Annotated in this window: 12 protein-coding genes; 9 read left to right on the forward strand and 3 right to left on the reverse strand. The window is 71.8% G+C overall.

Features of this window, described 5'->3' with window-relative positions; all coding sequences use genetic code 11:
* Nucleotides 1-92 precede the first annotated feature (92 nt).
* Entirely contained in the window at nucleotides 93-1,502 is a 1,410-nt protein-coding gene (radA, locus tag ACSU6L_RS16365; RefSeq protein ID WP_437057534.1) for a DNA repair protein RadA, read from the forward strand.
* Nucleotides 1,503-1,583: 81 nt separating this feature from the next.
* A complete protein-coding gene (disA, locus tag ACSU6L_RS16370) occupies nucleotides 1,584-2,708 on the forward strand; it encodes a DNA integrity scanning diadenylate cyclase DisA (protein ID WP_437057536.1) in 1,125 nt (374 codons plus the stop codon).
* A 64-nt stretch (nucleotides 2,709-2,772) separates the two neighbouring features.
* Here disA and ACSU6L_RS16375 read toward each other — a convergent pair whose 3' ends face one another.
* Nucleotides 2,773-3,618 (reverse strand): hypothetical protein, encoded by an 846-nt coding sequence (locus tag ACSU6L_RS16375; protein ID WP_437057538.1) that lies wholly within the window; start codon nucleotides 3,616-3,618, stop codon nucleotides 2,773-2,775.
* 233 nt (nucleotides 3,619-3,851) lie between these two features.
* Here ACSU6L_RS16375 and ACSU6L_RS16380 point away from each other — a divergent pair, with 233 nt between their 5' ends.
* The 5 genes from ACSU6L_RS16380 to cseC all read left to right on the forward strand — a co-directional run bounded on the left by ACSU6L_RS16380 (nucleotide 3,852) and on the right by cseC (nucleotide 8,448).
* Nucleotides 3,852-4,799 carry an A/G-specific adenine glycosylase gene (locus tag ACSU6L_RS16380; protein ID WP_437057540.1) on the forward strand — a complete coding sequence of 316 codons (948 nt, stop codon included), beginning with the start codon at nucleotides 3,852-3,854 and terminating at the stop codon, nucleotides 4,797-4,799.
* Nucleotides 4,800-5,063: 264 nt separating this feature from the next.
* Nucleotides 5,064-5,603 carry a SigE family RNA polymerase sigma factor gene (locus ACSU6L_RS16385; protein WP_437057541.1) on the forward strand — a complete coding sequence of 180 codons (540 nt, stop codon included), beginning with the start codon at nucleotides 5,064-5,066 and terminating at the stop codon, nucleotides 5,601-5,603.
* Nucleotides 5,591-6,250, forward strand: a complete 660-nt coding sequence (locus ACSU6L_RS16390) for a hypothetical protein (RefSeq protein ID WP_437057543.1) — start codon at nucleotides 5,591-5,593, stop codon at nucleotides 6,248-6,250. The genes ACSU6L_RS16385 and ACSU6L_RS16390 overlap by 13 nt, the downstream gene beginning before the upstream one ends.
* Before the next feature lie 38 nt (nucleotides 6,251-6,288).
* Entirely contained in the window at nucleotides 6,289-6,993 is a 705-nt protein-coding gene (gene cseB, locus ACSU6L_RS16395) for a two-component system response regulator CseB (protein ID WP_437057545.1), read from the forward strand.
* A gap of 18 nt (nucleotides 6,994-7,011) precedes the next feature.
* Complete coding sequence (gene cseC / locus ACSU6L_RS16400; protein WP_437057547.1) at nucleotides 7,012-8,448, forward strand: two-component system sensor histidine kinase CseC; 1,437 nt, start codon at nucleotides 7,012-7,014, stop codon at nucleotides 8,446-8,448.
* A 108-nt stretch (nucleotides 8,449-8,556) separates the two neighbouring features.
* On the opposite strand, the gene ACSU6L_RS16405 is transcribed toward cseC, so the two are convergent.
* On the reverse strand, nucleotides 8,557-9,264 hold the full coding sequence (locus ACSU6L_RS16405) for a M23 family metallopeptidase (protein WP_437057549.1): 708 nt from the start codon (nucleotides 9,262-9,264) through the stop codon (nucleotides 8,557-8,559).
* Between the two features lie 384 nt (nucleotides 9,265-9,648).
* On the opposite strand from ACSU6L_RS16405, the gene ACSU6L_RS16410 reads away from it, so the two are divergent.
* Nucleotides 9,649-12,798: an NACHT domain-containing protein gene (locus tag ACSU6L_RS16410; RefSeq protein WP_437057551.1), complete on the forward strand. Its 3,150-nt coding sequence runs from the start codon at nucleotides 9,649-9,651 to the stop codon at nucleotides 12,796-12,798.
* 139 nt (nucleotides 12,799-12,937) lie between these two features.
* Nucleotides 12,938-13,573: an HAD family acid phosphatase gene (locus tag ACSU6L_RS16415; RefSeq protein WP_437057553.1), complete on the forward strand. Its 636-nt coding sequence runs from the start codon at nucleotides 12,938-12,940 to the stop codon at nucleotides 13,571-13,573.
* Nucleotides 13,574-13,637: 64 nt separating this feature from the next.
* Here ACSU6L_RS16415 and ACSU6L_RS16420 read toward each other — a convergent pair whose 3' ends face one another.
* Entirely contained in the window at nucleotides 13,638-16,166 is a 2,529-nt protein-coding gene (locus ACSU6L_RS16420; protein WP_437057555.1) for an ATP-dependent Clp protease ATP-binding subunit, read from the reverse strand.
* Nucleotides 16,167-16,582: the final 416 nt, after the last annotated feature.

A 16,582-nucleotide genomic window follows, 5' to 3' on the forward strand; every position in this document is an offset into this window, starting at 1 on the left:
ACCGGCCGGTTCGCGCCGGTTCGGGCCGGTTCGCCTGGGGTGTGAGGCCGGTCCGTCCCGCGTTGTCAGTGCCGCCGGTTACCGTTTCGTCCATGGCTGCCCGTACGAAGACCACCAAGGACCGTCCGTCCTACCGCTGCACGGAGTGCGGCTGGCAGACGGCGAAGTGGCTCGGCCGCTGCCCCGAGTGCCAGGCGTGGGGGACGGTCGAGGAGTACGGCGCGCCCGCGGTGCGGACCACGACGCCGGGCCGCGTCACCACCTCCGCCCTGCCCATCGGCCAGGTCGACGGCCGCCAGGCCACCGCCCGCTCCACCGGCGTGCCGGAGCTGGACCGGGTGCTCGGCGGCGGGCTGGTGCCCGGCGCGGTCGTGCTGCTCGCGGGCGAGCCCGGCGTCGGCAAGTCCACGCTGCTGCTGGACGTGGCGGCCAAGGCGGCGAGCGAGGAGCACCGGACCCTCTATGTGACGGGCGAGGAGTCGGCGAGCCAGGTCCGGCTGCGCGCCGACCGGATCGGCGCCCTCGACGAGAACCTCTACCTCGCGGCGGAGACGGACCTGTCCGCCGTCCTCGGCCACCTGGACGCGGTGAAGCCCTCGCTGCTGATCCTCGACTCGGTGCAGACGGTGGCGTCCCCGGAGATCGACGGGGCGCCGGGCGGCATGGCCCAGGTCCGCGAGGTCGCCGGCGCCCTGATCCGCGCCTCCAAGGAGCGCGGCATGTCCACGCTCCTGGTGGGCCATGTCACCAAGGACGGCGCGATCGCCGGCCCGCGTCTGCTGGAGCACCTGGTGGACGTCGTCCTGCACTTCGAGGGCGACCGGCATGCCCGCCTGCGTCTCGTCCGGGGCGTCAAGAACCGCTACGGCGCGACGGACGAGGTCGGCTGCTTCGAACTGCACGACGAGGGCATCACGGGCCTCGCCGACCCGAGCGGACTTTTCCTGACACGTCGTGACGAACCGGTCCCCGGTACCTGTCTGACCGTCACCCTGGAGGGCCGCCGCCCCCTGGTCGCGGAGGTCCAGGCGCTCACCGTCGACTCCCAGATCCCCTCCCCTCGCCGCACCACCTCCGGCCTGGAGACGTCCCGCGTCTCGATGATGCTGGCCGTGCTGGAACAGCGGGGCCGTATCAGCGCCCTGGGCAAGAGGGACATCTACTCCGCCACGGTGGGCGGCGTGAAGCTCTCCGAGCCGGCCGCCGACCTCGCGATCGCGCTCGCCCTGGCGTCGGCCGCGAGCGACACCCCGCTGCCGAAGAACCTCGTCGCGATCGGCGAGGTGGGCCTCGCGGGCGAGGTCAGACGGGTCACGGGGGTGCAGCGCAGGCTCGCCGAGGCGCACCGCCTGGGCTTCACGCACGCCCTGGTGCCGGGCGACCCGGGCAAGATCCCCGCGGGCATGAAGGTCCTGGAAGTGGCCGACATGGGGGACGCCCTGAGGGTCCTCCCGCGCTCCCGTCGCCGAGAGGCCCCCCGGGAGGCGGAGGACCGCCGGTAGACTTTGCCCTGGTCTCGCCCGTCCGTACGAACCGAGTGCGCGTTGCGGGAGCGCCCCAGAACCTGCGACCGGAGGAGTGCAGTGGCAGCCAACGACCGGGCAGCAGCTCCCGGAAAGTCCGGTGGGAGTTCCGGCGCCGATGGCCTGATGCGCGCCTCACTGAGCGCCGTGGCACCCGGTACGGCCCTGCGTGACGGCCTAGAGCGGGTGCTGCGCGGCAACACCGGCGGCCTGATCGTGCTCGGCTCCGACAAGACCGTCGAGTCGATGTGCACGGGCGGTTTCGTCCTCGACGTCGAGTTCACCGCGACCCGGCTGCGCGAGCTGTGCAAGCTGGACGGCGGCATCGTGCTCTCCTCCGACCTGTCGAAGATCCTGCGGGCGGGTGTGCAGTTCGTGCCCGACGCGACGATCCCGACGGAGGAGACCGGCACCCGGCACCGCACCGCGGACCGGGTCTCCAAGCAGGTCGGCTTCCCCGTCGTCTCCGTCTCCCAGTCGATGCGCCTGATCGCCCTCTACGTCGACGGCCAGCGCCGCGTCCTGGAGGACTCGGCGGCGATCCTCTCCCGCGCCAACCAGGCCCTCGCGACCCTGGAGCGCTACAAGCTCCGCCTCGACGAGGTCGCGGGCACGCTGTCGGCGCTGGAGATCGAGGACCTGGTGACGGTCCGGGACGTCTCCGCGGTCGCCCAGCGGCTGGAGATGGTGCGCCGGATCGCCACCGAGATCGCCGAGTACGTGGTGGAGCTGGGCACCGACGGCCGGCTGCTCGCCCTCCAGTTGGACGAGTTGATCGCCGGCGTGGAGCCGGAGCGCGAACTGGTCGTGCGGGACTACGTGCCCGAGCCGACCGCCAAGCGTTCCCGCACGGTCGACGAGGCCCTGTCGGAGCTGGACGCGCTCACCCACGCCGAGCTGCTGGAAATGCCCACGGTGGCACGTGCGTTGGGTTACACCGGCTCGCCGGAGACCCTGGACTCCGCGGTGTCGCCGCGCGGCTTCCGGCTGCTGGCCAAGGTGCCGCGGCTGCCCGGCGCGATCATCGACCGGCTCGTGGAGCACTTCGGCGGGCTGCAGAAGCTGCTCGCCGCGAGCGTGGACGACCTGCAGACCGTGGACGGTGTGGGCGAGGCCCGGGCGCGGAGCGTGCGCGAGGGGTTGTCGCGGCTGGCCGAGAGCTCGATCCTGGAGCGGTACGTCTGACCGACGGCCCAGGCGAAAGGAGGAGGGCCGCACCCCTGCCGGGTGCGGCCCTCCTTTCGTCTTCTCAGTCGGCGTTCAGCACGAACGACGTCTGCACCTTCGCAAAGCCCGCCGCCTTGGCCTCCAGCAGGTACGTGCCCGCCTTGGCCGAGCCCGCCGGGGGCGTCCCGCACTCCGGGGCGCTGGGCTTGCGGTCCCACTTCACGGTGTAGCCGATGCTGCTGCCGGCCGGCACCCGGTACAGCAGGCTGGCCGCGCCCTTGGGGCAGTCCGCGGACGACCAGTACGCGTCGTCGCCGTCGGCCTGAGTGATCGTCAACACCGCGCCGCGCGGGCCGAGATCGACCTTGCAGTCGCTTCCCGAGGTGTTCCTCGCGATGATCCGGAAGGCCGGGGTCTGGTCCGGCGAGTAGGAGTTGCGGACGCTGCGCACGCTCAACGTGACTGCGTTCGCGGTGCACTTGGGCAGTGCAGAGCCCTCGGGCAGCGCGTCGCTCGCGCCCACGACGGTGGCGGGGGCACCGGAGCCGGACCCGCCCGCCGTACCGTCCGACCCGTCCGTGCCGCCCGATCCGCCGGAGCCCGAACCCGTCCCGGGGCCGTCGTCCGATCCGTCGCCGGTGCCGCCGGAGCCGCCCGCTCCGCTGGAGTCTCCGTCGCCCGACTCGTCGCGTCCGCCCGGGTGTTCGGTGATCGCCGGGCCGGAGCCGGACGGTCCGGGGGTGATGGTCGAGGGTGCCGGGTTCTTGTCGTTGGATCCGTCCGCGCCGTTGGTGCCGCCGCCGTCGCCCGAGGTGACCACCCAGGTGATCAGCAACGCCAGCACGGCGACCACGGACACCAGGATGACCCTCCGTCGCCAGTAGATGGAGGAGGGAAGCGGCCCGACCGGATTGCGCAGAGATCCCACGGCGCAAACTGTACGAGAGATCAGCGCATTAACTGGCCCCACCCGCCGCCCTGAGCCACAACTTTTCCGGATCATCATCACGGAACCTGCCGTTCCGATCTCCCGCGCGCCGGTCAGGCGTTCGCATTCGCACGCCTTGCACCTCTGGCCATGGGTCGACGGGCGGCTCCGCCACACCCCGGTACGCCGGGAACCCCGTCGCCACCCCTCGGCGTGGCAGGATCGGAACCGTCATGACTGCGCCCACGAAACCCCTGCCCGGCAGCCCCGCCCCCGGCGACCCCGACCGCACCGCCGACACCGCCCCCGGCGAGCATCTGCACGCCCCCGTCATCGCGTGGTTCGACGAGCACGCGCGCGACCTGCCCTGGCGGCGCCCGGAGGCCGGGCCGTGGGGCGTGATGGTCAGCGAGTTCATGCTCCAGCAGACGCCGGTGAGCCGCGTCCTGCCCGTCTACGAGCAGTGGATGGCGCGCTGGCCCCGTCCCGCCGACCTCGCCGCGGAACCGCCCGGCGAGGCCGTGCGCGCCTGGGGCCGGCTCGGCTATCCGCGCCGCGCCCTGCGGTTGCACGGCGCCGCGGTCGCCATAACGGAACGGCACGGCGGCGACGTACCGTCCGATCACGCCCAGCTGCTCGCACTGCCCGGCATCGGCGAGTACACGGCCGCCGCGGTGGCCTCGTTCGCGTACGGCCGACGGCACGCGGTGCTGGACACCAATGTGCGCCGGGTGTTCGCCCGCGCGGTCACCGGTGTGCAGTACCCGCCGAACGCCACCACCGCCGCCGAGCGCCGGCTGGCCCGCGCGCTGCTGCCCGAGGACGAGGGGACCGCCGCACGGTGGGCCGCCGCCTCGATGGAGCTGGGCGCGCTGGTGTGCACCGCCAAGAACGAGACCTGCCATCGCTGCCCGATCACCGCGCAGTGCGCGTGGCGGCTCGCGGGCAAGCCCGAGCACGACGGCCCGCCGCGCCGCGGCCAGACGTACGCCGGCACCGACCGCCAGGTCCGCGGCAAGCTGCTCGCCGTGCTCCGCGAGGCGCACGCGCCGGTGCCGCAGGCCGTGCTGGACGGTGTGTGGCACGAGCCGGTGCAGCGCGCCCGGGCGCTGGACGGCCTGGTCGCCGACGGCCTGGTGGAGCCGCTGCCGGACGGGATGTACCGGCTGCCGCTGAGCTGACGGCCGTAACGGAACAGCCGTGCCGGCACGGGGATCGCGACAGAGAGGGCCGCCGAGAACAACGGGCCGAATCACCCCATACCTGAACCAACAGGGCCGTCGCTTTACCCCGTTCCTACTTTCGTTACACAACCGACGGACAGCCGATTGATAGCCGCAGGCTGCTTCGGACAGCCCCGTGACAACGCCTCCGTAGCTTCATTGCCGTGCCCGACAGGGGCGGGACTGAGCACGGAACAACGGGGAATTCGGAGGCGGTTGATCATGGCGCAGGGCGAGGTGCTCGAGTTCGAGGAGTACGTCCGCACCCGGCAGGACGCGCTGCTGCGCAGCGCCCGGCGCCTGGTCCCGGACCCGGTCGACGCGCAGGACCTGCTGCAGACGGCGCTGGCCCGGACGTACGGCCGCTGGGACGGCATCTCGGACAAGCGGCTGGCGGACGCCTACCTGCGCCGGGTCATGATCAACACGCGGACCGAGTGGTGGCGGGCGCGGAAGCTGGAGGAGGTGCCGACCGAGCAGCTGCCGGACGCCTCGGTCGACGACTCCACCGAGCAGCACGCGGACCGCGCCCTGCTGATGGACGTCCTGAAGGTGCTCGCCCCGAAGCAGCGGAGCGTGGTCGTGCTGCGACACTGGGAGCAGATGTCCACGGAGGAGACGGCCGCCGCCCTCGGCATGTCGGCCGGAACGGTCAAGAGCACGCTGCACCGGGCGCTCGCCCGGCTCCGCGAGGAGCTGGAGGCCCGCGATCTGGACGCACGCGCGCTGGAGCGTGAGGAGCGGGAGCGGTGCGCGGCCTGACCGGCGCGGGATCGAGTGATCAGAGCTTCCAGGCGGTGAGCAAGGCGGTGGTCTTACTCGCCGCCCTCGGCCTGTTCCTGACCGCCTGCGCCACAGGCGGCACCGGAGCGCGGGACGAGGGACCGGCGCACGTCGGAGCGGGGGCGGGCGCGGGCACCGCGCCGTCGGCCCAGCCGTCGCCCTCCGCCACCCCGGACCGGATGGACACGGTCCGGCTGGTGCGCAGCGATCCGCGGGTCTCGGCGGCGGTCAAGCGCGAGCTGAAGCCGTGCGTGCCCGACGAGTACCCGGTCGACGTGTCGTACGGCGACCTGACCGGCGGCTCCGCGGACGACCTCGTGGTCAATGTCCTGACCTGCGGTGACGCGGTCGGGGTCGGGTCGTACGTGTACCACCGCGTGGACGGGCGGTACGAGAATGTCTTCGGGGCCGAGGAGTCCCCGGTGTACGCGGAGATCGACCGCGGCGATCTGGTGGTGACCAAGCAGGTCTACGACGAGGGCGACCCCGTCTCGAACCCCTCCGGCGAAGTGGTGATCACCTACCGCTGGGCGGGGAGCCGCTTCGCCGAGGAGTACCGCGCGCACAACGAGTACGGCGGCGCCGTCGGAGGCGGGGAGCCCGCCCCGGCGCCCGAGAGCAACTGACCCCAGCAGCCACTGATCAGCATCGACGGAGCATCCGGATGGCAGACCAGACCCACGTCCTGTTCGTCGAGGACGACGACGTCATCCGCGAGGCCACCCAGCTCGCCCTGGAGCGGGACGGCTTCGCGGTCACAGCCATGCCCGACGGGCTGTCCGGTCTGGAGGCGTTCCGCGCGAACCGCCCCGACATCGCCCTGCTCGACGTGATGGTGCCGGGCCTCGACGGGGTCAGCCTGTGCCGCCGGATCCGCGACGAGTCGACCGTGCCGGTGATCATGCTGTCCGCGCGGGCCGACGCCATCGACGTCGTCCTCGGCCTGGAGGCGGGCGCCGACGACTACGTGACCAAGCCGTTCGACGGTGCCGTGCTGGTCGCCCGGATCCGCGCGGTGCTGCGCCGCTTCGGCCACGCGAGCGGCGGCGACCGGGGCGAGGAGCCGGGTGCCGCGGCGCCCGGCGGGGTGCTGACCTTCGGCGAGCTGGAGGTCGACACCGAGGGCATGGAGGTGCGCCGGGCCGGGCAGCCGGTGGGGCTGACCCCGACCGAGATGCGGCTGCTGCTGGAGTTCTCCGCCGCGCCGGGCACCGTGCTGTCGCGCGACAAGCTGCTGGAGCGGGTCTGGGACTACGGCTGGGGCGGTGACACCCGTGTCGTCGACGTCCATGTGCAGCGGCTGCGGCACAAGATCGGCCAGGACCGGATCGAGACGGTCCGCGGCTTCGGCTACAAGCTGAAGGCCTGAGCGGGGGCGGTCGACGTCATGCGGGGGATCACACGCCTCGCCGCGGGGCGCGGCGGCGTCCGCGCGCGCCTCGGCGGGACGCTGGACGCCGGTGTCGCGCGGCTCGGCGACTCGGGACTGCGCACCGGTCTGCGCTGGAAGCTGAGCGCGGCGATCGCGCTGGTCGGCGCGCTGGTCGCGGTGGCGCTGAGTTTGGTGGTGCACAACGCCGCCCGGGTGTCGATGCTCGACAACGCGCGCGACCTCGCGGACGAGCGCATCCAGATCGCCCAGCGCGACCTCGCGGACGTGCAGATCGCCCAGCACACCTTCGACCTGTCCAACCGGGCCGACTTCGCCAACGTCAGGATCGACGACCCGAACCTGCCGGCCGAGCTGCGGGCGAAGGTGGGCGCGGGGCGCCGGGCGACGTACGTGGCCGACAGCCCCGGCGGCACGCCGGACATATGGGCCGCCGTACCGCTGGCCGACGGGCATGTGCTGTCCCTGCACACCGGACTGACCGAGCGCAGCACCGACATCCTCAACGACCTCGACCAGGCGCTCGTCATCGGCTCCATCGCGGTCGTCCTCGGCGGCAGCGCGCTCGGTGTGCTGATCGGCGGGCAGCTGTCGGGCCGGCTGCGCAAGGCGGCGGCCGCCGCCAACCGGGTCGCCAAGGGCGAGACGGAGGTACGGGTGCGGGAGGCGATCGGCGGGGTCGTCCGGGACGAGACCGACGATCTCGCGCGGGCCGTGGACGCGATGGCGGACGCGCTCCAGCAGCGGCTGGAGGCCGAGCGGCGGGTCACCGCCGACATCGCGCACGAGCTGCGCACCCCGGTGACCGGGCTGCTCACCGCCGCCGAACTGCTGCCGCCAGGCCGCCCGACCGAGCTGGTGCTGGACCGGGCGAAGGCCATGCGCACGCTGGTCGAGGACGTCCTGGAGGTGGCGCGGCTGGACGGCGCGTCCGAGCGGGCCGAGCTGCAGGACATCATGCTGGGCGAGTTCGTCGCCCGGCGGGTGGCGGCGAAGGACCCGGACATCCTGATGCGGGTGGTGCACGAGTCGGAGGTCACCACCGACCCGCGGCGCCTGGAGCGGGTGCTGTTCAACCTGCTCGCCAACGCGGCCCGGCACGGCCGGCCGCCGGTCGAGGTGACCGTCGAGGGCCGGGTCATCCGGGTCCGCGACCACGGGCCGGGTTTCCCCGCGGACCTGCTCGCCGAGGGTCCGAGCCGGTTCCGCACCGGCAGCAAGGACCGCGCCGGGCGCGGCCACGGCCTGGGGCTGACCATCGCCGCGGGTCAGGCGCGGGTCCTGGGCGCCCGGCTGACCTTCCGCAACGTCCGGCCGCCGGGCGCGCCCGAGCACGTGCCCGCCGAGGGCGCGGTCGCGGTGCTGTGGCTGCCGGAGCACGCGCCGACGAACACGGGCAGCTATCCGATGCTGCCGCTGCCGTCGGAGGGGTGACACCCCGGGCCGCCGAGCAGGTGCGGCCGGTGCGGGCCTAAGGGGGTGCGGACAACGACCCCGGGCGCTGGGGTGCGCCCGGGGTCGTGAAGGTCAGCCGGTGTGGCGTCAGAGGGAGAGGCCCTGACCGCGGAGGAAGGCGATCGGGTCGACGGCAGTGCCGTAGTTCGGGGTGGTGCGGATCTCGAAGTGCAGGTGCGGACCGCTGGAGTTGCCGGTGTTGCCGGACAGGGCGATCTGCTGGCCGGCCGCGACGACCTGGCCGATGCGCACGTTCACCTTGGAAAGGTGGGCGTACTGGGAGTACGAGCCGTTGCCGTGCTTGATGACGACGGCGTTGCCGTAAGCGGGACCGTCACCGGCGCCGTTGCCGCCGGCCTTGACGACGGTGCCACCGTGGGCGGCGACGACCTTGGTGCCGACCGGCACGGCGAAGTCCTGGCCGCTGTGGGTGGACTGCCAGCGGGCGCCGTTCTGGGCGAAGCTGGCGGTCTTGGTGTAGCCCTTCACCGGGGCGACCCAGGAAGCGGCCTTCTTCTTGGCGGCGGCCGGCTTGGCCTGCTTGGCCTGCGCCGCCTTCGCGGTCGCCGCCTTCTTGGCCAGCTCGGCGGCCTTCGCCTGGGCGGCGGCCTGCGCCTGGACGGCGTGGGCGGAGCCGGAGACGGCGGTGGTGGCGGCGGTCGTGGCGGTGGGGGTGGCGGCGGCCGCGACCCCGGCCCCCAGCACAGCCGAGGCACCCAGGCCGGCGGCCAGGACGGCCGCGCGGGTGCGGAGCAGGGCCGTACGGGAAGAACGGGACGTGACACGCGGGGACATTCGCTACCTCGGAAGGTCGGGGACAGAGAGAACCACCCGGCGCACTGGGCATCGGCCCCGGATGGCCAGTCCTTGGTAACCCGCGGCTCCGCAAAGCCTCAAACCCCCCTTCTACGACCCAAGCTAGTAATTGACCCTGAAACCGCCTGACTCTTGACAGAGCCCTCATTCGGGACGAACCACCCCATAAGGTCGATTGCCGCCAAAGGGTTCAGGGACGTAAGTCCCTTTTTGTCCGGATCGGCGTATCCACTATTCCGGCTAGTACCGGACAAATCGCCTGTGCGGCATGTCACCGGAGGACGAGATCCACGGACCCTGGAATGTGACGGGCGCTACGCTGCTGGTCAGACGGGGTGTCGACGGTTTTCGGGGGAGGCCGGGGTGGAACCGACCGCCATCGGGGTCAGGCTGGCGACCGGCGTTGTGACGCCGCTCATACGAAAGCTCTTCGTTACGGAGGGGCCGGGCGCCGGGCTCGTCGACCGGCCGGTGCGGATCTCCGGCCACGTCTCGTTCCGGGGCGAGAAGCGGCGGCTCGGCCGGACGGACGTCGCACGGCTCGCCGCCGAGCTGGTCCGGCAGGCCCTCAGGGTCGGCGAGCGCCCACTGCCCGCCGACGAGGAGCAGGCCGTCGTACACGCCCTCGCCGACACCCTGTACGCCCTCGGCGACCTCACCATGACCGACGTCCAGGCCGTGGAACTGGGCCCCGAGGCCCTGGCCGCCCGGCTGCGCGCCGCCGCCGGCGACCCGGCCCGGCACCTCTCCCGCGACGCGAGCCTCTTCCTCGACCGGCTGCTCACCACCGCCTGCCTGCACATCCTGCACTTCTTCACCCAGCGCTCGGCCTTCGTACCGCGCACCCTGGTCGAGCAGACCCGCCGCCAGCGCGAGCTGCTGACCAAGGTCGACACGCTGATCGCCCGCACCCCGCCGCCCGACGGCCCCGACCCGGCCTTCGAACAGCGCTACCTCGCCTACGTCGCCACCCACCACGCCCATCTCACGATCTACGGCATCGACCTGGTCGACTCCCCCGACCGCTGGCCCCTGGACGCGGCCTACCTGAGTCTGACGGCCCTGCACCCCGACGCCGCGGACGAGCCCGCCGACGACCCGGACGGGCAGCCGGTCGCCTCCGCCGCCACCGCCCTGCCCGCCGACCGGGCGCTCGCCGAGCACGACCGGGTGCTGCTGCGCGGAGTGGCCGGCTCCGGAAAGACCACGCTGGTGCAGTGGCTCGCGGTCAGCACGGCCCGCGGCGAACGCGACGACCCGGGCCGGGACCTCCCCGGCGGCCGGATCCCGTTCGTGCTCCCGCTGCGCACCCTGGTCCGCCGCCCCGACGGGCTGCCCGCGCCCGGCGCCTTCCTGGCCGCCGTACGCGTCCCCTTCCACGACACCCAGCCGGACGGCTGGGCCGACCGGGTCCTGCGCGACGGCCGCGGGCTGCTGCTCGTCGACGGCATCGACGAGATCCCCGAGCGCGAACGCGAGCGCACCCGGCGCTGGCTGCGCGACCTGCTGGACGTCTATCCCGGGAACCGGTGGCTGGTCACCTCCCGGCCCTCCGCCGTCCGCGCGGACTGGCTCGCCGCCGACGGCTTCACGGAACTCGCCCTCAGCCCCATGAGCGACGACGACGTGGCCGCCTTCGTCACCCGCTGGCACACCGCCGCGCGGGCCGGCGCCCGCGAACCGGAGGTCCTCGACGGCTACGAGCGCTCCCTCCTCGACGCCGTCCGCACCAAGCCCGACCTCGGACGCCTCGCCACCAACCCGCTGATGTGCGGTCTGATCTGCGCCCTCCACCGCGACCGGCGCGGCTACCTCCCGCACGGCCGCCAGGAGCTGTACGACGCGGCACTGTCGATGCTGCTCGCCCGCCGGGACGAGGAACGCGACATGATCACCCCCGGTGAGGGCGTCCACCTCACCGAGCTGCCGCAGATCCAGCTCCTCCAGCGCCTCGCCTACTGGCTGATCCGCAACAACCAGTCGGAGATGGACCGCGAACGCGCCGTCCGTATCGTCGCCGACGTCCTCCCCGCCCTCCCGGCCGCCGCCGCGCAGGGCGACGCCGAGCGGATCCTCGGCCATCTGCTGCTGCGCAGCGGCCTGCTGCGCGAACCGTCCGCCGGGACCGTGGAGTTCGTGCACCGCACGTTCCAGGACTACCTCGGCGCGCGGGCCGCCGTGGAGGACGGCGACTTCGGGCTGCTCGTGCGGGGCGCGGCGGACGAGCAGTGGGCGGACGTGATCCGCATGGCCGTCGCCCACGCCCGGCCCCGCGAACGCGCCGACCTGCTGCGCGGCCTGACAGAGACGGCGGACCGGCTGGAGGGGGCCGCGAGCACCCGGGTACGCCTGCTGGCGCTGGCCTCGCTGGAGCACGCCACGGAACTCGACCCCCGGGTCCGCGCCGAGGTCGAGCGGCGGGCCGCCGTACTGATCCCGCCCCGCACCACCCAGGAGGCCCGCGCCCTGGCCGAGGCCGGGCCGCTCGCCCTGGAGCTGCTGCCCGGGCCGGACGGGCTCAGCGCGGAGGAGGCGCGGGCGGTCGTCGTCACGGCGTCGCTGATCGGGACGGACGCGGCGCTTCCCGTGCTGGCCAGGTTCCGCGACCACCCCCGCCTGGACGTACGGGCCCAGCTCACCTGGACCTGGCACCGCTTCCCGGTGCGGCGGTACGGGGAGGAGGTCATCGTGCACCTGAACGAGTACGGGCTGTTCTTCGCCGCTCACTCCGCCGACCAGCTGCGCTTCCTGCGCGAGCTGGGCGGGCGCCGGGCACTCCAGCTGGCTGGGGACATCCCGGCGGACGCGATCGCGGAGGGGCTTGTTCCGGAGCGCACCAAGGAGCTGGTCATCCGGGACAACGACGAGCTGCGGGACCTGAACTGCCTCGCCGGCCTGCACCGGCTGAGCTACCTCGACCTGAGCAGATGCCCGTACGTGGACGACCTCGCGCCGCTCGCCGGGCTGCCGCTGTCCTGGCTGTCGCTGGACCTGCTGCCGGGCCTGGAACGGCCGGGCGCGCTGGCCGTCCTCGCCGGGTCACGGACGCTGGACCAGCTCGACCTGGGGGTGCCGCTGGAGGCCAACAGCCTCGACGAGGCGATCCCGCCCAGCCTTCCGCTGCGCTATCTGCGGTTCACCAAGAAGGCGCTGTGGCACACCGGGCTGCGCGGCCTGCACCGGTTCCGCTCGCTGCGGCAGCTGAGCCTCGCCTCGCTGTACGGCGAGCTCGCCCCGCGGGACTACGAGGAGATCGCCCGGCTGCCCGAGCTGACTGACCTGCGGATCAACTGGCGGGTCGTCGGCTGGCAGGGCCCGCCGCTGCCCGGTGTGACGAGCCTGCGGCTGAACGACTTCCACGGCAGCGAGGACCTCTCCCGCGTCCCGGAGCTGTTCCCCGGCCTGCGCACGGTCGTGATCGTCCCGGCGCCGGACGTCTCCGAGATCCCGGACGACGTCCTCGCCCAGCTGCCCGGCACGCCCAGCGTGCTGAGGGTCCGCGCGGTGGTGTGAGGCACGTGCTGCCATGTTCGTCCGCGCACACCTCTAGCCACCTACCGTCCGGTAACCCTACGGTTCTCCTCGCGTCACCCTCACCTACGAACATGCACACGACACGTGGCAGCACCGATGTGAGAGGACCCCCACACCCATGACGAGCAGAGCCGGGATCCGCCGTACGGCCACCCTTGCCGTCGCCGCGGCCGCCCTCGTGACCGTCGCCGCCCCCGCAGAGGCCGCGACCGGCACCACGACCACCACGGTCGCCACCGCGACCGCCACCGCCGCGGCGGACGTCGACTACGCCACCTGGCAGAAGGACTGCCAGGCCGTGATGGACCAGGCACTGCCGTACCTCAAGCAGCGGATCGCCCAGCAGAAGCCGGGCGAGAAGCAGGCGATCGTCTTCGACATCGACAACACCACCCTGGAGACCGACTTCGGCTTCAGCTACCCGCAGCCGGCCAACCAGCCGGTCCTGGACGTCGCCGAGTACGCCCAGGAGCACGGCGTCGCGCTCTTCTTCGTGACGGCCCGGCCGGGGGTCATCTACGCGCCCACCGAGTACAACCTGGAGAAGGTCGGCTACGAGGTCGCCGGGCTGCACGTCCGCGGCTTCCTCGACCTCTTCAAGAACGTCGCCGACTACAAGACGGCCCAGCGGGCCGCCATCGAGTCGAAGGGCTACACGATCATCGCCAACATCGGCAACAACACCACCGACCTGTCGGGCGGCCACGCCGAGAAGGCGTACAAGCTGCCGGACTACGACGGGCAGCTGTCGTAGCACCGCGGCCACGCGAAAGGGCCGGTGCCCTGGGAGGCACCGGCCCTTTCACATGCCGTGGCGCTTACGCGTCCTTGCTCAGGTTCGGCCCGGCACCGCCGGCCGCCTGCTCGATCGGGGGGACGTCCGGCAGCGCGGACTTCTCCTCACCGCGGAAGGTGAAGGTCTGGGACTCGCCCTCGCCCTCGGTGTCCACGACCACGATGTGACCGGGGCGCAGCTCGCCGAAGAGGATCTTCTCCGACAGCGTGTCCTCGATCTCGCGCTGGATGGTGCGGCGCAGCGGACGCGCACCCAGCACCGGGTCGTAGCCCTTCCTCGACAGCAGCTCCTTGGCGGACTGGGAGAGCTCGATGCCCATGTCCCGGTCCTTCAGGCGCTCGTCCACCTTGCTGATCATCAGGTCGACGATCCGGAGGATGTCGTTCTGCGTCAGCTGCGGGAAGACGACCACGTCGTCGACGCGGTTGAGGAACTCGGGACGGAAGTGCTGCTTCAGCTCGTCCGACACCTTGTTCTTCATGCGCTCGTAGTTGGTCTTCGTGTCGCCCGCGGCGGCGAAGCCCAGGTTGAAGCCCTTGGAGATGTCCCGGGTGCCGAGGTTGGTCGTCATGATGATGACCGTGTTCTTGAAGTCCACGACCCGGCCCTGGGAGTCGGTCAGGCGACCGTCCTCCAGGATCTGCAGCAGCGAGTTGAAGATGTCCGGGTGGGCCTTCTCGACCTCGTCGAAGAGGACGACGGAGAACGGCTTGCGGCGGACCTTCTCGGTCAGCTGGCCGCCCTCTTCGTAGCCCACGTAGCCGGGGGGCGAACCGAAGAGCCGCGACACCGTGTGCTTCTCGCTGAACTCCGACATGTCGAGGGAGATCAGCGCGTCCTCGTCGCCGAACAGGAACTCGGCGAGCGCCTTGGACAGCTCGGTCTTACCGACACCGGACGGACCGGCGAAGATGAACGAGCCACCCGGACGCTTCGGGTCCTTCAGACCGGCGCGCGTACGGCGGATCGCCTTCGACAGCGCCTTGACGGCGTCGTCCTGGCCGATGACCCGCTTGTGCAGCTCCTCCTCCATGCGGAGCAGGCGGCTGGACTCCTCCTCGGTGAGCTTGAAGACCGGGATGCCCGTGGCCGTGGCCAGCACCTCGGCGATCAGCTCGCCGTCGACCTCGGCGACGACGTCCATGTCGCCGGCCTTCCACTCCTTCTCCCGCTTGGCCTTCGCGGCCAGGAGCTGCTTCTCCTTGTCGCGGAGGGAGGCGGCCTTCTCGAAGTCCTGCGAGTCGATCGCGGACTCCTTGTCCCGGCGGACGGCGGCGATCTTCTCGTCGAACTCGCGCAGGTCCGGCGGCGCGGTCATCCGGCGGATGCGCATCCGGGAACCGGCCTCGTCGATCAGGTCGATCGCCTTGTCCGGCAGGAAGCGGTCCGAGATGTACCGGTCGGCCAGGGTGGCGGCCTGGACCAGCGCCTCGTCGGTGATGGAGACGCGGTGGTGGGCCTCGTACCGGTCGCGCAGACCCTTGAGGATCTCGATCGTGTGCGGCAGCGACGGCTCCGCGACCTGGATGGGCTGGAAGCGGCGCTCGAGGGCCGCGTCCTTCTCCAGGTGCTTGCGGTACTCGTCCAGCGTGGTCGCACCGATGGTCTGCAGCTCACCGCGGGCCAGCATCGGCTTCAGGATGGAAGCGGCGTCGATGGCGCCCTCGGCGGCACCCGCACCGACCAGCGTGTGCAGCTCGTCGATGAACAGGATGATGTCGCCGCGGGTGCGGATCTCCTTGAGCACCTTCTTCAGGCGCTCCTCGAAGTCACCGCGGTAGCGGGAGCCGGCGACCAGCGCGCCGAGGTCCAGGGTGTAGAGGTGCTTGTCCTTGAGGGTCTCGGGCACCTCGCCCTTGACGATGGCCTGGGCGAGGCCCTCGACGACGGCGGTCTTGCCGACGCCGGGCTCACCGATCAGGACCGGGTTGTTCTTGGTACGGCGGGACAGCACCTGCATGACCCGCTCGATCTCCTTCTCGCGCCCGATGACCGGGTCGAGCTTGGACTCACGAGCGGCCTGGGTGAGGTTCCGGCCGAACTGGTCGAGGACCAGGGACGTGGAGGGAGTGCCCTCGGCGGGACCGCCGGCGGTGGCGGCCTCCTTGCCCCCGGAGTAACCGGAGAGCAGCTGGATGACCTGCTGCCGCACCCGGTTGAGATCTGCGCCCAGCTTGACGAGGACCTGGGCGGCGACACCCTCACCCTCGCGGATCAGGCCGAGCAGGATGTGCTCCGTGCCGATGTAGTTGTGGCCCAGCTGAAGGGCCTCCCGGAGCGACAGCTCCAGGACCTTCTTGGCACGGGGGGTGAAGGGGATGTGACCCGAGGGCGCCTGCTGGCCCTGGCCGATGATCTCCTCCACCTGCTGGCGGACCGCCTCGAGCGAAATCCCGAGGCTCTCAAGGGCCTTGGCGGCGACACCCTCACCCTCGTGGATCAGGCCCAGGAGGATGTGCTCGGTGCCGATGTAGTTGTGGTTGAGCATCCGGGCTTCTTCCTGAGCCAGGACGACAACCCGCCGCGCGCGGTCGGTGAACCTCTCGAACATCGTTAATCGCTCCTCAGAGCGGTCAGGCAGTAAGGGGAACTTCCCCTCCCTGTCCTTCCGCAGCTTAGTCCCGCAAGCGGGGACCGCTCATTCCAACTGCCGACACCGTCCTTGGCCTCCTGACCCCGAACGCCGACATCTGCTCCAACCCGATGGTGCGAGACGATGTTCCCGCAGGCCAGGCAGTTACCCTCACCATCAGTACGCCGATGGCGAACGCGAGACGGCCTTGCCTCCGTGTCGCCCCCTCCCACTAGGGATGTCTTACCCGCCCGCACTGACAGTCCATGCCGCGCGCACCCTTTCCCTCCGCTACGGGCGAACAACCTTGCGCCTCCCCGTGCTCTCGTACGCCCCCCGAACTGAAACTCTTCGCGATGGTTCGAGCACGCAACGTAACCCCGGAGGTGTTTCAG

This window comes from Streptomyces sp. enrichment culture, from assembly GCF_964272855.1.
Classification (GTDB): domain Bacteria; phylum Actinomycetota; class Actinomycetes; order Streptomycetales; family Streptomycetaceae; genus Streptomyces.

Coding starts and splice junctions, on each gene's coding strand:
- radA (WP_437057534.1), top strand. CDS start 93: ATGGCTGCCCGTACGAAGACCACCAAGGACCGTCCGTCCTACCGCTGC.
- ACSU6L_RS16380 (WP_437057540.1), top strand. CDS start 3,852: ATGACTGCGCCCACGAAACCCCTGCCCGGCAGCCCCGCCCCCGGCGAC.
- ACSU6L_RS16385 (WP_437057541.1), top strand. CDS start 5,064: ATGGCGCAGGGCGAGGTGCTCGAGTTCGAGGAGTACGTCCGCACCCGG.
- cseB (WP_437057545.1), top strand. CDS start 6,289: ATGGCAGACCAGACCCACGTCCTGTTCGTCGAGGACGACGACGTCATC.
- cseC (WP_437057547.1), top strand. CDS start 7,012: ATGCGGGGGATCACACGCCTCGCCGCGGGGCGCGGCGGCGTCCGCGCG.
- ACSU6L_RS16405 (WP_437057549.1), bottom strand. CDS start 9,264: ATGTCCCCGCGTGTCACGTCCCGTTCTTCCCGTACGGCCCTGCTCCGC.
- ACSU6L_RS16415 (WP_437057553.1), top strand. CDS start 12,938: ATGACGAGCAGAGCCGGGATCCGCCGTACGGCCACCCTTGCCGTCGCC.
- ACSU6L_RS16420 (WP_437057555.1), bottom strand. CDS start 16,166: ATGTTCGAGAGGTTCACCGACCGCGCGCGGCGGGTTGTCGTCCTGGCT.